General features: G+C 44.0%; 15 protein-coding genes and 1 other annotated feature. All 15 genes read left to right on the forward strand.

The genetic code is table 11. The annotated features are described in order from the left end of the window. The first annotated feature begins 45 nt into the window (after nucleotides 1-45). The 15 genes from NST59_RS07535 (at nucleotide 46) to pyrF (ending at nucleotide 17,660) form a co-directional block, all read left to right on the forward strand. Nucleotides 46-822 carry a YlmH family RNA-binding protein gene (locus tag NST59_RS07535; RefSeq protein WP_039178378.1) on the forward strand — a complete coding sequence of 259 codons (777 nt, stop codon included), beginning with the start codon at nucleotides 46-48 and terminating at the stop codon, nucleotides 820-822. A gap of 26 nt (nucleotides 823-848) precedes the next feature. Beyond that, nucleotides 849-1,343 carry a DivIVA domain-containing protein gene (locus NST59_RS07540; protein ID WP_008344947.1) on the forward strand — a complete coding sequence of 165 codons (495 nt, stop codon included), beginning with the start codon at nucleotides 849-851 and terminating at the stop codon, nucleotides 1,341-1,343. A 59-nt stretch (nucleotides 1,344-1,402) separates the two neighbouring features. Continuing rightward, nucleotides 1,403-1,640: a binding site (T-box leader), on the forward strand. Between the two features lie 59 nt (nucleotides 1,641-1,699). Then, complete coding sequence (ileS, locus tag NST59_RS07545) at nucleotides 1,700-4,465, forward strand: isoleucine--tRNA ligase (protein WP_247544218.1); 2,766 nt, start codon at nucleotides 1,700-1,702, stop codon at nucleotides 4,463-4,465. 160 nt (nucleotides 4,466-4,625) lie between these two features. Next, nucleotides 4,626-5,000: a TraR/DksA family transcriptional regulator gene (locus NST59_RS07550; protein WP_039178384.1), complete on the forward strand. Its 375-nt coding sequence runs from the start codon at nucleotides 4,626-4,628 to the stop codon at nucleotides 4,998-5,000. Nucleotides 5,001-5,094: 94 nt separating this feature from the next. Then, a complete protein-coding gene (gene lspA / locus NST59_RS07555) occupies nucleotides 5,095-5,562 on the forward strand; it encodes a signal peptidase II (RefSeq protein WP_024424236.1) in 468 nt (155 codons plus the stop codon). After that, entirely contained in the window at nucleotides 5,559-6,473 is a 915-nt protein-coding gene (locus NST59_RS07560) for an RluA family pseudouridine synthase (protein WP_039178386.1), read from the forward strand. Before lspA ends, NST59_RS07560 begins: the two co-directional genes overlap by 4 nt. A 170-nt stretch (nucleotides 6,474-6,643) precedes the next feature. After that, a complete protein-coding gene (gene pyrR / locus NST59_RS07565) occupies nucleotides 6,644-7,186 on the forward strand; it encodes a bifunctional pyr operon transcriptional regulator/uracil phosphoribosyltransferase PyrR (protein WP_024424234.1) in 543 nt (180 codons plus the stop codon). Between the two features lie 155 nt (nucleotides 7,187-7,341). After that, on the forward strand, nucleotides 7,342-8,670 hold the full coding sequence (locus NST59_RS07570; RefSeq protein ID WP_039178389.1) for a solute carrier family 23 protein: 1,329 nt from the start codon (nucleotides 7,342-7,344) through the stop codon (nucleotides 8,668-8,670). A gap of 130 nt (nucleotides 8,671-8,800) precedes the next feature. Next, on the forward strand, nucleotides 8,801-9,724 hold the full coding sequence (locus NST59_RS07575) for an aspartate carbamoyltransferase catalytic subunit (protein ID WP_327841981.1): 924 nt from the start codon (nucleotides 8,801-8,803) through the stop codon (nucleotides 9,722-9,724). Continuing rightward, nucleotides 9,708-10,994, forward strand: a complete 1,287-nt coding sequence (locus tag NST59_RS07580) for a dihydroorotase (RefSeq protein WP_341040550.1) — start codon at nucleotides 9,708-9,710, stop codon at nucleotides 10,992-10,994. The genes NST59_RS07575 and NST59_RS07580 overlap by 17 nt, the downstream gene beginning before the upstream one ends. Beyond that, the gene (locus NST59_RS07585; protein WP_058837736.1) at nucleotides 10,991-12,085 is read left to right on the forward strand and encodes a carbamoyl phosphate synthase small subunit; all 1,095 of its coding nucleotides are present in this window, start codon (nucleotides 10,991-10,993) and stop codon (nucleotides 12,083-12,085) included. Before NST59_RS07580 ends, NST59_RS07585 begins: the two co-directional genes overlap by 4 nt. After that, a complete protein-coding gene (carB, locus tag NST59_RS07590; RefSeq protein WP_327841982.1) occupies nucleotides 12,070-15,285 on the forward strand; it encodes a carbamoyl-phosphate synthase (glutamine-hydrolyzing) large subunit in 3,216 nt (1,071 codons plus the stop codon). The genes NST59_RS07585 and carB overlap by 16 nt, the downstream gene beginning before the upstream one ends. Then, nucleotides 15,282-16,058, forward strand: a complete 777-nt coding sequence (locus tag NST59_RS07595; RefSeq protein WP_268464660.1) for a dihydroorotate dehydrogenase electron transfer subunit — start codon at nucleotides 15,282-15,284, stop codon at nucleotides 16,056-16,058. The genes carB and NST59_RS07595 overlap by 4 nt, the downstream gene beginning before the upstream one ends. After that, a complete protein-coding gene (locus NST59_RS07600; protein WP_047202127.1) occupies nucleotides 16,052-16,984 on the forward strand; it encodes a dihydroorotate dehydrogenase in 933 nt (310 codons plus the stop codon). The genes NST59_RS07595 and NST59_RS07600 overlap by 7 nt, the downstream gene beginning before the upstream one ends. After that, nucleotides 16,956-17,660, forward strand: a complete 705-nt coding sequence (gene pyrF / locus NST59_RS07605) for an orotidine-5'-phosphate decarboxylase (protein ID WP_327841983.1) — start codon at nucleotides 16,956-16,958, stop codon at nucleotides 17,658-17,660. The genes NST59_RS07600 and pyrF overlap by 29 nt, the downstream gene beginning before the upstream one ends. The last annotated feature ends 4 nt before the right edge of the window (nucleotides 17,661-17,664 follow it).

The raw sequence follows: 17,664 nt of genomic DNA on the forward strand, positions 1-17,664 counted from the left end.
CCGGGCTTGGCACTGCCAGGCTCTTTTACATAAGAGGGGAACAAAATGAGCGATATCTATCAGCATTTTAGAAAAGACGAACAGCCATTTGTCGACCAAGTGTTAGGCTGGAAAAAAATCGCACTCGACCAATATCGAATGAAATTAACAGACTTCCTTGATCCGCGTGAGCAATTTATTACCGAGTCCGTCATCCAGCATGCTGAAGAACTTGGGATCATGTTTTTTGGCGGGTATGAGGGAGCGGAGCGCAAAAGAGCTCTCATTTATCCTGATTATTTAGAACCTTCTATTGAAGATGTTGAGCTGTCATATTTTCAGGTGAACTATGCGAAAAAGTTTATTTCCTTAGAACACCCGAAGCTTCTCGGCTCATTGATTGGGACAGGCTTGAAGCGTCAAAAATTCGGAGATCTATTATTTTCAGAGGAAGATGTGCAGTTTATTTGTACAAGTGATGTCGCTGATTTTGTGCGGGCGCAGCTGACACATGTCGGCAGAGCATCCGTTTCATTAGAGGAAATCACGCAGGCAGAAATAAAGCCAGTGATGACGAAGACTGATATCAAAGAAGATACCATTTCTTCACTTCGGCTTGATGCTGTATGTGCTGCTGTCAGCCGTCAGTCTCGGCAAAAAGCACAGCTTTTAGTCAAAAATGGACTTGTCAAAGTCAATTGGAAAGTCACTGAGGACCCTTCCTTTACAATCGGTGAAGGCGATCAGCTCTCTGTAAGGGGATTTGGCCGCTTTAGCCTCAAAACGATTGATGGGAAGACCAAAAAAGATAAATTCAAAGTAACATTTGAGCTTATGACATAACGAACTTGAATCTGGAGGTGGCGAGGTTGCCATTAACACCTAATGATATTCATAATAAAACGTTCACAAAAAGCTTTCGCGGCTATGACGAAGACGAAGTAAACGAGTTTTTAAGCCAAGTACGTAAAGACTACGAGATCGTACTCCGTAAAAAGAACGAGCTTGAAGACAAAGTAAACGAGCTTGACGAAAGACTAGGTCATTTTGCCACAATTGAAGAAACATTAAACAAATCGATTCTTGTGGCGCAGGAAGCAGCAGAAGACGTTAAGCGTCATTCTGATAAAGAAGCAAAATTGATTATTCGTGAAGCAGAGAAAAATGCAGACCGTATTATCAACGAAGCGCTGTCAAAATCAAGAAAGATTGCAATGGAAATCGAAGAACTGAAGAAACAATCGAAGGTCTTTAGAACTCGTTTCCAAATGCTCATCGAAGCGCAGCTTGATCTTCTGAAAAATGACGATTGGGATCATTTACTGGAATATGAAGTGGACGCTGTCTTTGACGAAAAAGAATAAGCGCATCATCTTGACATGACGTGCTCATGTTGCATATAATACCATCATAAATTAACAAGAGATAAACGTTTGAAAGGGACACTCGCAGCTGTCACATGCGTAATTAAGCGAATCAGGGATGGTGGAAGCCTGACATTACGAGACGCTGCAATGAGATCACCCCTTTAGTTCCTTTTCTGAAAAAAACAGTAAGAAAAGGCGTCTGATCACGTTACGATTTTAGAGTGGATAAGCGGCTGCTTAAATAGCGCTTGTCTAAAAGGGTGGTACCGCGAGACAAGCCTTCTCGTCCCTTATGGGATGAGAGGGCTTTTTTTATTGTTTTTTAATCAGAATTTGCATGTGGAGGAATGGGTATGAACTACAAAGACACCTTATTAATGCCGAAAACAGAATTCCCAATGAGAGGGAACTTGCCGAACAAAGAGCCTGAAATCCAAGAGGAGTGGGCAGAGAAAGACATCTATCAAATGGTTTTAGAGCGGACAAAAGGACGCCCAACGTTTATTTTGCATGATGGGCCTCCATATGCGAATGGTGACATTCATATGGGGCATGCACTCAATAAAATCCTAAAAGATTTTATCGTCCGTTTTAAATCAATGAACGGGTACCATGCTCCGTATGTACCAGGCTGGGATACACACGGGCTGCCAATTGAAACAGCTCTTACTAAAAATAAAAAAGTAAAACGCAAAGAAATGTCTACAGCAGAATTCCGCAAACTATGCGAGGAGTATGCTTGGAAGCAAATTGAAGGTCAGCGCAGCCAGTTTAAACGCTTAGGCGTCAGAGCAGACTGGGACAATCCATATGTCACATTAAAGCCTGAATATGAAGCGCAGCAAATTCTTGTCTTTGGTGAAATGGCGAAGAGAGGCTATATCTATAAAGGATTAAAGCCAGTTAACTGGTCTCCTTCAAGTGAATCAGCTCTTGCTGAAGCGGAAATTGAATATAAAGACAAACGTTCACCATCGATTTACGTTTCGTTTAAAGTAAAAGATGGCAAAGGCGTTCTTGAAAACGGCGAACAATTCATTATCTGGACAACAACACCTTGGACGCTTCCGGCAAACCTTGGCATTTGTGTTCATCCAAACTTAGAGTACAGTGTTCTTCAAGTGGGTGCTGAGCGATATGTCGTAGCATCTGAATTGGTTGAACAAGTGGCAAAAACACTCGGCTTTGAAGAGTATGAAGTCGTGAAAACGCTAAAAGGAAAAGAATTAGACAACATCGTTGCAGAGCATCCAATCTATGGTAGAGATTCTCTTGTGATGCTTGGCGATCACGTGACAACGGATGCAGGAACAGGCTGTGTTCACACTGCACCAGGCCACGGGGAAGATGACTTTATTGTCGGTATGAAATACGGTCTTGATGTGCTCTGTCCAGTAGATGAAAAAGGTGTGATGACAGATGAGGCACCTGGTTTTGAAGGACTATTCTACGAGGATGCCAATAAAGCCATCACAGAACAGCTTGAAGCAAAAGGCGCGCTGAAGAAGCTCGACTTTATCACGCACTCCTATCCGCATGACTGGAGAACGAAAAAACCAACGATTTATCGTGCGACAGCTCAGTGGTTTGCATCCATTAAAGATTTTAGAGAAGCGTTATTAGACAATATTAAAGAAACGAAATGGGTTCCAGCATGGGGTGAAACACGCCTGTTCAATATGGTGCGTGACAGAGGTGACTGGTGCATTTCAAGACAGCGTGTATGGGGCGTTCCAATTCCGGTGTTTTATGCAGAAAATGGTGAGCCGATCATCACAGACGAAACCATCCAGCATGTATCTCAATTATTTAGAGAGCATGGCTCGAATATTTGGTTTGAAAAAGAAGCGAAAGAGCTATTGCCAGAAGGCTTTACACATCCAGGCAGCCCGAATGGTGAATTCACTAAAGAGCAGGACATCATGGATGTATGGTTTGATTCCGGTTCTTCTCACCAAGCCGTTTTAGAAGAAAGAGATGACCTAGTCCGTCCGGCAGATCTTTACCTTGAAGGCTCTGACCAATATCGCGGCTGGTTTAACTCCTCTTTATCAACAGCAGTTGCTGTCACTGGAAAAGCACCGTATAAAGGTGTCCTAAGCCACGGCTTTACGCTTGATAAAGAAGGACGTAAGATGAGTAAATCATTAGGCAACACGATTGACCCAACGAAGGTTGCGAAGCAGCTCGGTGCAGAAATTCTTAGACTTTGGGTATCTTCTGTCAACTATCAAGCCGATCATCCAGTGTCTGATGATATTTTGAAACAAGTAGCAGAAGTCTATCGTAAAATCCGTAACACATTCCGCTTCCTGCATGGAAACCTATTTGACTTTGATCCAGCAGTAAATGCTGTGCCAGTAGAAGAGCTTCGCGAAGTGGACCAATACATCTTGATCAAATTAAACAAATTGATTGATAAAGTGAAAAAAGCTTATGATGATTACGAATTTGCGGTCGTCTATCATGCGATTCACAATTTCTGTACGATTGAGCTCAGCTCTTTCTATCTCGATTTTGCAAAGGATGTCGTCTACATTGAGCATGCGGATCACCCAGACCGCCGCAGCATGCAGACTGTCTTCTACGAAACATTAATGGCATTAGTGAAGCTGACTGCACCAATTCTTCCGCATACAGCAGATGAATTATGGAGCCACTTAAGCTTTGTTGAAGAGCCAAGTGTTCAGTTAACAGATATGCCAGAAGGTGTGGCAGTTCCTCAAGCTGAAGCGACAGAAGCGAAGTTTGACCGCTTTATGGAGGTACGTGACGATGTGCTAAAAGCGCTGGAGATTGCGCGTAATGAGAAAGTCATCGGTCGTTCACTTGAAGCAAGTGTGACGCTTTATGCGACAGACGAAGTGAAAAACCTTCTTGCATCCATTAAAGAAGATGTGAAGCAGCTCTTTATCATCTCTGAATTAACGGTCGAGGATAAGCAGCATGCAGATACATCGGCGCCTGAATATACATCAGGAAGAATTGTGGTTCAAAAAGCAGAAGGAGAACTGTGCGAACGTTCCCGCATTATTTCAAAAGATGTTGGTGCAAATCCGAAATACCCAACATTGTCGCTGAAAAATGCTGAAATCGTGGAGAAATATTACCAAAATTAACAGTGCGATATCACAAGCTGGCGCCCCGTCATATGCGGGGCGTTTTCTTTTTTGAGAAAATGACAGCGTTTAGAACGAAAGGAAAAATCTTATGGCTTTAAAGTAACCAGGCAGGGCAACAATATGATTATCACGACAGGGCAGGAGTTGAAATAGCGACATGAATGGCGATCTAGAGACGATTTACACGGAACTCCTTCAAATCAAAGAAGAGCTGCAATCTAAACTGTTTGAATACGCATCATTTCGTTCACCCGCTGAGCATGTCTCGTTGAATGACGTTAAAACGACCACACTTCTTTATCACATCAAAGAAGAGCTGCAAGATGTGTCTCTCGCTATTGCAAAGATCGAACAAGGGACCTATGGCATATGTGAGGCGACAGGTAATATGATTCCGCTTGAACAAATGAGCATTCTTCCTACCGCCCGCACGGCTGACGACTTTTTATATCATAAGCAATACGAGAAAAAAGCATTCACTCCTTATCCTTCCGAATCAAATGATTCTCATTTTGAAGCCTTCCACATGTAGGGAGGTTTTTGTCTGTCAACTAAAGTTTCTTTACTCCTTCCCGTTTTCTTGATAAAATGCTTAAAGATCAAAGTATGAAGATGGAGGAACGTGTGTGTTCTATTACATAATCGCATTCGTTATCATTTGTTTAGACCAATTAACAAAATGGCTCATTGTCAAAAATATGATGCTCGGTGATTCTGTTCCAGTCATTGATGGATTCTTTTATATCACGTCTCACCGAAATTCAGGAGCCGCATGGGGAATTCTCCAAGGGCAAATGTGGTTTTTCTATGTGATCACACTCGTTGTTATTGCGGGAATTGTTTATTACTTACAAAAACATGGACAAAAGGACAAGCTGCTTGGAGTAGCGCTGGCCTTAATGCTTGGCGGAGCGATCGGAAACTTTATCGACCGTATTTTCCGTCAGGAAGTGGTTGATTTTGCTCATTTCGTATTTGGGGATTATCACTACCCAATCTTTAATATTGCAGATTCTTCTCTCTGTGTAGGGGTTATTCTGCTCTTCATTCAAATGCTGTTAGATGGAAAGAAAAATAAGGAGTCAACTACATGAATCAAGTAAATATTGCCGTTTCAGAAGAACAAACGAGTGAACGGCTAGATAAATTTCTAAGCACAACAGAACCAGAATGGTCAAGAACCCAAGTCCAGCAATGGGTAAAAGATGGGCTGATCGAAGTAAACGGGAAACAAGTAAAGGCCAATTACAAAGTACAAGCTGGGGATCAAATCAAAGTGGAGATTCCAGATCCGGAAGCGCTAGATGTAGAAGCAGAACCAATGGATCTTGATATTTATTATGAGGATGCAGATGTGTTAGTCGTAAATAAGCCTCGAGGAATGGTCGTTCATCCAGCCCCAGGTCATGTGTCAGGTACACTTGTAAATGGTCTGATGGCACATTGTACCGATTTATCAGGGATTAACGGTGTGATGCGTCCTGGAATTGTCCACCGAATTGATAAAGATACGTCTGGGCTGTTAATGGTTGCAAAAAACGATATCGCACATGAGTCACTCGTCAATCAGCTGGTGGCTAAAACTGTCACAAGAAAGTATACGGCTGTTGTCCACGGTATTATCCAGCATGATACAGGCACAATTGATGCACCAATTGGCAGAGACAAAAAAGACCGCCAAAGCATGACGGTCACAAAAGAAAATGCAAAACAGGCCGTCACTCACTTTGATGTGATTGAACGCTTTAAAGACTTCACGGTTGTCGAGTGCCGTCTGGAAACAGGAAGAACACACCAAATTCGTGTTCATATGAAATATATCGGCTACCCTCTTGCAGGAGATCCGAAATATGGGCCGAGAAAAACAGTCGATTTTAATGGACAGCTTCTGCATGCTGGTGTTTTAGGATTTGATCATCCTAGAACAGGAGAATATATCGAATTCACAGCACCAATTCCAGCTGATATGAGGGGCTTTATCGATTCATTAAGAAATAACGATTGACAGGCCGTTCTTTTTTTGAAATAATAAACGAAGAAATTGAGATTCTTTAAAACAGTCCAGAGAGGCTGAGAAGGATAACGGATCAATTTGTGCACGAGTATGCACAAATGAACGCCCCTCTCTGCCCTTTGCAGAAGGGGCTTTTTATTTGTCAAAAAGAGGTGTAAAAGATGGAACAAAAAGCAGTCATTCTTGATGAACAAGCGATCAGACGAGCGCTTACCCGAATTGCACATGAAATGATTGAGCGCAACAAAGGGATGAAGGATGTCATCCTTGCCGGGATCAAGACAAGAGGCATACATCTTGCAAAGCGCCTTGCAGAGCGCATCGAGCAAATTGAAGGAAATCCAGTCACTGTGGGTGAACTTGATATTACGCTATACCGTGATGACCTGACAAAGAAGACAGACAATCAAGACCCGCTTGTAAAGGGAGCAGACATCCCAGCTGACATTAATGACAAAACACTCATTGTCGTTGACGATGTCCTGTTTACAGGCAGAACCGTCAGAGCAGCTATGGATGCCCTTGTGGATGTAGGAAGACCATCTTCCATTCAGCTGGCTGTGCTCGTCGACAGGGGACACCGGGAGCTGCCAATTCGAGCGGATTATATCGGGAAAAACATTCCGACATCAAAAGCAGAGACCGTTATGGTTCAACTGAATGAAGTAGATCAAAACGACCTTGTCGCTATATACGAAAAATAACCTTTTTAAATGCATTCCAGAGAGTTTGCAAAGAGGGCAATAACAGAGACACCGAGCACACGGCTAACATGACGTGTCTGGTTTTTCTAGGCCTCTTTGCGCATACTCGCAAAGAGGCTTTTTTAATGAAAAAGGACACATCTAGGAGGAAAATCATGAGTCAGCAAAAAGCCAATTTAGGCATTCGAGATATCCCAAAACCATTCACATGGCTATCACTTAGCCTGCAGCATTTGTTTGCGATGTTTGGTGCAACCATTCTTGTACCAAAAATCATTGATATGAGTCCAGCCGTCGCGCTCATCTCAAGCGGTGTGGGAACGATTGTTTACTTAATCATCACAAGAGGACAAATTCCGGCGTATCTTGGATCGTCCTTTGCCTTCATCGCCCCCATACTGAATGTGAAAGCAACGGGCGGCCCCGGAGCCGCAATGGTTGGCGCCTTCATGGCGGGTGTCGCTTATGCGCTCATTGCCCTGTTCATTAAATGGCTCGGAACAGGCTGGCTGATGAAGCTTCTGCCGCCGGTCGTCGTAGGACCAGTCATTATGGTCATCGGACTCGGACTCGCTGGAACAGCAGTCAACATGGCGATGTATGTTGATCCGAATGCAACCGAGCTTGTTTACAGCCTCAAGCACTTAATGGTCGCTGGCTTCACACTGGCTGTCACGATTATCAGTATGATTTTCCTAAGAGGATTCCTTAGCTTAATCCCAGTTTTAATCGGCATTATCAGCGGCTATCTCTTTGCCTTAACACAAGGCATTGTGAACTTCCAGCCGGTCATTGACGCAAAATGGTTTGCTGTCCCAGACTTCGTCGTGCCATTTGTCGACTATACACCTGCTGTGACTTTAAGCATTCTCACAGTGATGGTGCCGGTTGCCTTTGTCACAATGTCTGAGCATATTGGCCACCAGGTGGTGTTAAGTAAGGTCGTAGGACAAGATTTTATTAAAAAACCTGGTCTTCACCGCTCCATTTTAGGAGACAGTGCGGCGACCATCTTCGCTTCACTTATTGGTGGACCACCAACAACAACTTATGGAGAGAACATTGGCGTACTTGCCATCACAAGAGTGTTCAGTATCTTCGTCATCGGCGGAGCAGCCGTGTTTGCGATCTGCTTCGGTTTTGTAGGGAAAATTTCAGCATTAATCAGTACAGTGCCGTCCGCGGTGATGGGAGGCGTTTCGTTCCTGCTCTTTGGAATCATTGCCTCAAGCGGCCTGAGAATCCTGATTGATCATAAAGTGAATTTTGAAGAAAAGCGTAATCTCATTATCGCATCAGTCATCCTAGTCATCGGAATTGGAGGGGCATTCATTGAGGTGAAACAAATCAATCTCACTCTATCTGGAATGGCACTTGCTGCGATTACGGGTGTCCTGTTAAACCTGATCCTGCCGCATCAAAAAGCGGAAGATGACGAGTCAAATGAATCAAATACAGAAAACCTTTTAAAAGAAGTCCAGTGAGGCTGACAAGGGTTCTAAATGGAGCAGAATGCACGAAAGTGCCGCTGCTTCTTTTGGAGAACCCTAAGCTGCCGAGGCTTAGGGTTTTTTTGAACCTGAAAGTGATGAAAAACTAGAGGGGGAAGAAAAAATGAATGATTTATCGACAATGAGCAGCTTATCAAAAGAAGAGATTTTTCAGCTGATTGAAGAAGCAGCTGCACTCAAAAAGGGGAAACAAGAACATGGATTAGCCGGAGAATTTGTGGCAAACCTCTTCTTTGAACCAAGCACAAGAACACGTTTTAGCTTCGAAGTAGCAGAGAAGAAATTAGGGATGAATGTCCTGAGCTTAGATGCAGCAAGCACCTCCGTTCAAAAGGGCGAAACACTTTACGATACGGTAAAAACACTGGAATCGATCGGAGTAAAGGCATGTGTGATCAGAGACAGCACCGATGAATATTATAACGAGCTGATCGGGAAGGTTGGAATTCCCATCATCAATGCAGGTGATGGCTGCGGACAGCATCCAACCCAATCACTGCTTGACCTCATGACCATTTTTGAAGAGTTTGGCGGCTTTGAAGGCTTAACGATTTCGATTCATGGAGACATCAAACATAGCAGGGTAGCAAGGTCAAATGCTGAGGTTCTCTCAAGGCTGGGAGCGACAGTCCTCTTTTCAGGACCTGCTTCCTTCCAGGATGAACAAAACCCTCACGGAACGTACGTCCAAGTAGATGAAGCCATCGCACTATCTGATGTGGTGATGCTGCTCAGAATCCAGCATGAACGGCACGCTGAAAAAATGGGCAGTGAAGATTACTTATCAACTTATGGATTAACAGTAGACAGAGCAAACAAAATGAAAGAACGCGCGATTATTATGCATCCAGCACCAGTAAACAGAGGTGTTGAAATAGATGATTCTTTAGTAGAGTCCAAGCAGTCAAGGATTTTCAAGCAAATGGAAAATGGTGTTTATATCCGAATGGCCGTATTAAAAAGAGCTTTTCAAAATAGCACACTACATCAAAAAGGGAGAGATTCTGTCTATGTCATATCTCATTAAAAACGGTTTTATCTTAACAAGCACAGGTGAAAGAGTGCAGCAGGATATTAGGCTAAAAGGAAAAGTGATTCAAGCGATTGGTCACCTAGAAAGAGAAGACGGAGAAGAGGTTATTGATGCAGCAGGGCTATTTGTGTCACCAGGCTTGATCGATCTGCATGTGCATTTAAGAGAGCCAGGCGGAGAGAAAAAGGAAACGATTGAAACAGGCTCTAAAGCAGCCGCAAGAGGCGGATATACGACGATTGCAGCGATGCCAAATACAAGACCGGTTCCAGATACAAAAGAGCAAATGGAATGGCTCATGAATCGAATCGAAGAGACTTCATCTGTGAGAGTACTGCCATACGCCTCCATCACAACGAGACAAATTGGGGAAGAGATGACGGATTTTGCAGCACTAAAAGAAGCAGGCGCCTTTGCTTTTACAGATGACGGTGTCGGCATCCAAACAGCAGGCATGATGTACGAAGCGATGAAACAGGCAGCAAGTCTTGATCAAGCGATTGTGGCGCACTGTGAAGATAACTCGCTCATTTACGGCGGGTGCGTTCATGAAGGAGAATTTTCAAAAGCAAATGGGTTAAACGGTATACCGTCCATTTGTGAATCGGTGCATATTGCAAGAGATGTTCTTTTAGCAGAAGCAGCGAACTGTCATTATCATGTATGTCATATCAGTACGAAAGAATCTGTACGGGTCGTACGCGATGCAAAAAAAGCAGGCATCCGTGTGACGGCTGAGGTGTCACCGCATCACCTGCTGTTGTGTGATACGGACATTCCAGGTCTTGATACAAACTATAAAATGAACCCGCCGCTCAGAGGGAAAGAGGATCGCGAGGCATTGATCGAGGGACTGTTAGATGGAACGATTGATTTCATCGCCACAGACCATGCGCCGCATACAGAAGAAGAAAAGAACGAAACCATGCAGCGTGCCCCGTTTGGAATTGTGGGACTTGAAACAGCGTTCCCGCTTCTGTATACACGATTTGTCAAAACAGGCGAATGGACATTAAAAGAACTCGTTGATTATATGACAATCAAACCAGCAGAAGCCTTTTCCCTTCCATACGGAAAGCTTGAAGAAGGACACATAGCTGATATTACACTCATTGATTTAAACAAAGAAATGGCAATCGATAAAACAAGCTTCTTATCAAAAGGACAAAATACACCGTTTGACAAATTGACTGTATCAGGATGGCCGGTCATGACACTTGCATCTGGGAAAGTCGTTTATGAAGAGGGGAGACTAGTAAAATGAAGAGACGCTTAGTGCTAGAAAACGGAACAGTATTCGAAGGAACAGGCTTTGGCAGCTTAGAACCATCAGTCGGAGAAGTCGTCTTTAATACAGGGATGACGGGCTATCAAGAAATTTTATCTGATCCATCATACTGCGGACAAATTGTCACACTCACTTACCCGCTTATCGGCAACTACGGCATTAACCGTGATGATTTTGAATCGATCACACCGTTTGTGAAAGGGCTGATTGTGAAAGAGCTTTGTGAAAAGCCCTCAAACTGGCGCTCTTCATACTCACTCGATGAATATTTAAAAATGAAAAACATTCCGGGGCTGAGCGGAATCGATACACGGAAGCTGACTAGAATGATTCGAAGTGCAGGGACTTTAAGAGGGGCGTTTGCAGGACCTGAAGAACAAGTGGAAGACGTTGTCCGCCGCCTTCAAACATTGCAGCTGCCAACTGATCAGGTGAGTCAAGTATCTGTGAAAAATGCGTACCCAAGCCCAGGCAGAGGGAAAAGAATTGTTCTTGTCGATTTCGGCATGAAGCACGGCATTTTGCGCGAGCTCAATAAACGTGATTGCGACGTTATTGTGGTGCCATACAACATCACTGCAGATGAAGTGCTGCAGCTAAAGCCTGATGGCATCATGCTTTCAAACGGACCTGGAGATCCTGTGGATGTACCAGAAGCCGTTGAGATGATTCAGCAATTGATTGGAAAGGTGCCGCTCTTTGGCATTTGCCTCGGACATCAGTTATTTGCTCTAGCGTGCGGTGCAAGCACAGAAAAAATGAAATTTGGTCACAGAGGGTCTAACCATCCAGTAAAAGAACTAGCAACTGGCAAGGTGACACTCACGTCTCAAAACCATGGCTACACGGTTAGCAAGATTAACGAAGACGTGCTCGAAGTCACACATATTGCCTTAAACGACAATACGATTGAAGGATTAAAACATAAAGAAGCACCAGCATTCACTGTTCAGTACCACCCAGAAGCATCACCGGGTCCAGAAGATGCAAACTACTTATTTGACCAGTTCATGGAAATGATTCATACGACTGAGAAAGAAGGGGAAGAAGTATGCCAAAACGCGTAGACATCAAAAAGATTTTAGTAATCGGATCAGGTCCTATCATCATCGGTCAGGCAGCGGAGTTTGACTATGCAGGCACACAGGCTTGCTTAGCACTAAAAGAAGAGGGCTATGAAGTCGTTCTTGTGAACTCTAACCCTGCTACCATCATGACAGATACAGAAATGGCCGACAAGGTATACATCGAACCACTGACACCAGAATTTTTAACACGAATCATTCGAAAAGAACGCCCTGATGCGATCTTGCCAACACTTGGCGGGCAAACTGGATTAAACCTTGCTGTTGAATTGTCAGACCTTGGTGTATTAGCTGAATGCGGCGTTGAAGTACTCGGTACAAAGCTGTCAGCCATCCAAAAAGCAGAGGATAGAGATTTATTCCGTAATTTGATGAATGAACTAAATGAGCCTGTACCAGAAAGTGAAATCATTCATAACCTGGAAGAAGCAATGGCGTTTACGGATCAAATCGGTTTCCCTGTCATCGTCAGACCAGCCTATACATTAGGTGGAACGGGCGGCGGAATTTGTACAAACGAGCAAGAACTGAAGGAAATCGTTGAAAACGGCCTGAAGCTAAGCCCAGTTACACAATGCTTACTTGAAAAAAGCATTGCAGGCTTTAAAGAAATTGAATATGAAGTCATGCGAGACAGCGGTGACCATGCAATCGTTGTTTGTAACATGGAAAACTTTGACCCTGTCGGTATCCATACAGGTGACAGTATTGTTGTAGCGCCAAGCCAAACGTTAAGTGATCGTGAATATCAGCTGCTTCGCAATGTGTCGCTTAAGCTGATCCGCGCACTTGGCATAGAAGGCGGCTGTAACGTTCAGCTGGCACTTGATCCAAACAGTTTTCAATACTATATCATCGAAGTAAACCCGCGTGTGAGCCGTTCCTCTGCACTTGCGTCAAAAGCGACAGGCTATCCAATTGCCAAATTGGCAGCGAAAATTGCAGTCGGCTTAACGCTTGATGAAATGATGAACCCAGTCACAGGTAAAACCTATGCAGCCTTCGAGCCTGCACTTGACTATATCGTTTCAAAAATACCGCGCTGGCCGTTCGATAAATTTGAATCTGCCAACAGACGTCTTGGTACGCAAATGAAGGCAACTGGTGAAGTCATGGCGATCGGCCGCACATTAGAAGAGTCTCTTCTAAAGGCTGTACGCTCACTTGAAGCCGATGTGCATCACATTGAATTAAAAGATGAAGCAGACATCACAAATGAAGTGCTTGAAAAACGGATTATTAAAGCGGGAGACGAACGATTATTTTATATCGCTGAGGCGCTTAGAAGAGGCTATACAGTCGAACAAATACACGAATTCTCAAAAATTGATTACTTCTTCCTTCATAAACTGGAAGGCATCATCGCCTTTGAGAAGACATTAAAAGAAAACAAAGGCAATACAGACGTATTAAAAGAAGCGAAAGAAAAAGGCTTCTCAGATATCTACATTAGCCGCGAGTGGAATATGAACGAAGCGGATGTCTACAAGCTAAGACAAGAAGCAGGCATTGTACCTGTATACAAAATGGTGGATACATGTGCGGCAGAATTTGAATCAGAGACACCTTATTTCTACAGCACGTATGAAGATGAAAATGAATCAGAACGTACAGACAAGAAAAGCGTTATCGTATTAGGTTCAGGTCCCATCCGAATTGGACAAGGGGTTGAATTTGATTATGCGACCGTTCACTCTGTGTGGGCAATTAAACAAGCAGGCTATGAAGCGATCATTATTAACAACAACCCTGAAACGGTCTCAACAGACTTTAGTATTTCAGATAAGCTCTACTTTGAACCACTCACTGTAGAAGACGTGATGCATATCATCGACCTTGAACAGCCTGAAGGAGTTGTCGTTCAGTTCGGCGGGCAAACAGCGATCAACTTAGCAGATGAATTATCAAATAGAGGGGTTAAAATTCTTGGAACTTCTCTAGAAGACCTAGACCGCGCAGAAAACCGGGACAAGTTTGAACAAACGTTAGAAACACTCGGCGTGCCCCAGCCTAAAGGGAAAACAGCAACGTCTGTGCCTGAAGCAGTAGCGATTGCCAATCAAATTGGCTACCCAGTCCTTGTCCGTCCTTCCTATGTATTAGGCGGCCGCGCGATGGAAATTGTGTATCAAGAAGCCGAGCTTCTTCACTACATGGAGAATGCGGTGAAGGTCAATCCGCAACATCCAGTGTTAATTGACAAGTATTTGACAGGAAAAGAAATTGAAGTAGATGCCGTGTCTGATGGCGAAACGGTCGTGATACCAGGCATTATGGAACACATTGAAAGAGCCGGAGTTCACTCTGGTGACTCGATTGCAGTCTATCCGCCGCAAACATTGTCTGAGGACATCAAAGCGAAGATCGCAGAATACACGATCAAGCTTGCAAAAGGACTCAACATTATTGGGCTTTTGAACATCCAATTTGTCCTATCAAAAGGCGAAGTGTATGTACTTGAAGTGAACCCGCGATCAAGCCGGACGGTTCCTTTCTTAAGTAAAATCACAGGCATCCCGATGGCCAACCTTGCGACAAAAGTCATCTTAGGCGACAAGCTCAAAAATTATGGCTACGAAGAAGGGCTTCACACAGAGCAAGAAGGAGTGTACGTTAAAGTCCCAGTCTTCTCTTTTGCTAAATTAAGAAGAGTCGATATTACACTCGGACCTGAAATGAAATCAACAGGTGAAGTCATGGGGAAAGATGTCACGATCGAAAAAGCCCTATATAAAGGATTGATTGCGTCAGGTATTCAAATTCCTAATGACGGAACAGTACTTCTGACAGTGGCTGATAAGGATAAAGAAGAAGGACTTGAGATCGCAAGAAGATTCCATACAATCGGCTATCATATTTTAGCGACAGAAGGAACGGCGAATTATTTAAAACAAGCCTCCATTCCATCAAGTGTGGTCGGCAAAATTGGAGAGGAAGGCAAAAACCTTCTCGATGTCATTCGAAACGGGGAAGCGCAATTTGTCATCAACACCTTAACAAAAGGAAAACAGCCGGCAAGAGACGGCTTTAGAATTAGACGTGAATCTGTTGAAAACGGAGTGGCCTGCTTAACGTCCTTAGATACAGCAGAAGCCATTTTAAGAGTGCTTGAGAGCATGACATTTAGAGCAGATGAAATGCCAGAAGTGAAAACGAATGCTGAGGTGACAGTAACGATATGAAAAAAGCATACTTGACGGTCGTCTCGAACCGAGAGATCGCTGATCATATTTACGAAATGACATTAAAAGGAGACCTTGTGGACTCCTTTCAAACGGCTGGACAATTCCTTCATCTAAAGGTCAGTGAATCCATGACACCGCTGCTGAGAAGACCGATCAGTATTGCCAACATTCATGCCGAGCAAAAAGAAGCAACCATCATTTACCGCGCAGAGGGAGAGGGCACAAAGCTCCTCTCCCAAAAGCGGGAGGGAGAATCAGTCGATGTATTAGGGCCGCTTGGAAACGGGTATGATCCTTCAGTCGTCCAGCCCGGAGAGACGGCATTACTAGTCGGCGGCGGAATTGGCGTACCGCCTCTATATGAACTGTCCAAGCGTTTAACGAAAAAAGGCGTCATCGTGAAGCATGTGCTCGGCTTTCAATCGAAAAAGGATGTATTTTACGAGGAGAAATTTCAAGCACTAGGCGATACGTTTATTGCAACGGTTGATGACACATACGGTGCTAAAGGCTTTGTAACAGATGTGATAAAAGAGCAAAACCTGAGCTTTGATGTGCTGCTTTCATGCGGTCCAACACCTATGCTAAAAGCGCTGAAAGACACGTATCCTGATAAGCCCGTCTATATTTCGATGGAAGAACGAATGGGCTGCGGAATTGGTGCGTGCTTTGCATGTGTCTGTCATACCGATCAGCTCGACAAACCTTACGTCAAAGTCTGTCTTGATGGACCTGTTTTTAAAGCAGAGGAGGTGGCGTTGTCATGCTAAACGTTGAGTTACCGGGATTATCTTTAAAAAATCCAATCATCCCTGCATCAGGCTGCTTCGGGTTCGGGAGAGAATTTGCATCCTTATATGACCTATCATTGCTAGGCGGTATCATGATCAAAGCCACAACCCTTGAACCGAGATTTGGCAATCCCACGCCAAGGGTAGCCGAGACAGGAGCTGGTATGCTTAATGCAATCGGCCTTCAAAATCCGGGTCTAAAAGGCGTGCTTGAAAATGAGCTGCCTTGGCTTGAACAATTTGATACACCTATTATTGCGAATGTTGCTGGCTCACAGGTTGATGATTATGTGGAAGTAGCCAAGCAAATCAGCCAAGCAAAAAATGTTCATGCCCTTGAACTGAATATTTCTTGCCCAAATGTGAAAACAGGCGGGATTGCCTTCGGTACAGATCCAAATATGGCGGCGTCATTGACAAAAGCGGTCAAGGAAGTCTCTTCTGTACCTGTCTATGTCAAGCTGTCACCTAACGTAGCCAATATTGTGGAGATTGCTCAAGCGATTGAAGCTGCTGGAGCGGATGGACTCACCATGATTAACACATTAATCGGTATGCGTTTAGATTTAAAAACGGGGAAACCCATCCTTGCCAATAAAACAGGCGGATTATCAGGACCAGCTGTCAAACCGGTCGCTGTGCGCATGGTACACGAGGTGAGTCAAGCGGTTTCTATTCCGATTATCGGGATGGGCGGAGTGCAAAGTGCTGAAGATGTACTTGAATTTTTACTAGCAGGTGCAAGTGCAGTAGCTGTCGGCACAGCCAATTTTGTGAATCCATTTATTTGCCCGGAAATCATTGAAGAGCTGCCAAATGTGTTAGCAGCATATGGTTATTCATCTGTAGAGGAATGTATCGGAAGGAGCTGGAAACATGAAGCACTTGCCCATCATCGCGCTTGATTTTCCATCAGGGAAGGACGCGCTTGCCTTTTTAGACCCTTTTGAAGGGACACCATTATTTGTGAAGGTAGGCATGGAGCTGTTTTACCAAGAAGGTCCTGCCATCATTGACGCACTAAAAGAAAAAAATTGCCGTATTTTCCTTGATCTGAAGCTTCATGATATTCCAACAACCGTGCAAAAAGCGATGAACCGGCTTGCTGCACTTGGTGTTGATTTGGTCAATGTGCATGCTGCTGGCGGGAAACGAATGATGCAGGCTGCGTTAGAGGGACTTGAAAGCGGGACTCCTGCTGGACAAAACCGCCCGGGCATTATTGCAGTGACCCAGCTGACTAGTACGTCAGAAGACATGATGAGAAACGAATTACTCATTGACCATCCGTTGCAAGAGACTGTTATCCGGTACGGACAATTAGCATATGAAAGTGGGCTGGACGGGGTTGTTTGCTCTGTTCATGAATCTAAAGCACTTCATGAACATATTTCACCATCCTTTCTCACTGTAACGCCAGGAATTCGCTTACCGAATGATCAAACTGATGATCAACAGCGCGTGGCGACACCTGCCTATGCAAAAGAGCAAGGTGTTTCACAAATCGTTGTCGGAAGATCAATCACAAAAGCTGATAAACCAATAGAAGCCTATCATCAAATTTTGAAAGAGTGGGAGTGACTGC

This window comes from Bacillus sp. FSL R5-0439, from assembly GCF_038008805.1.
Classification (GTDB): domain Bacteria; phylum Bacillota; class Bacilli; order Bacillales; family Bacillaceae; genus Bacillus; species Bacillus safensis.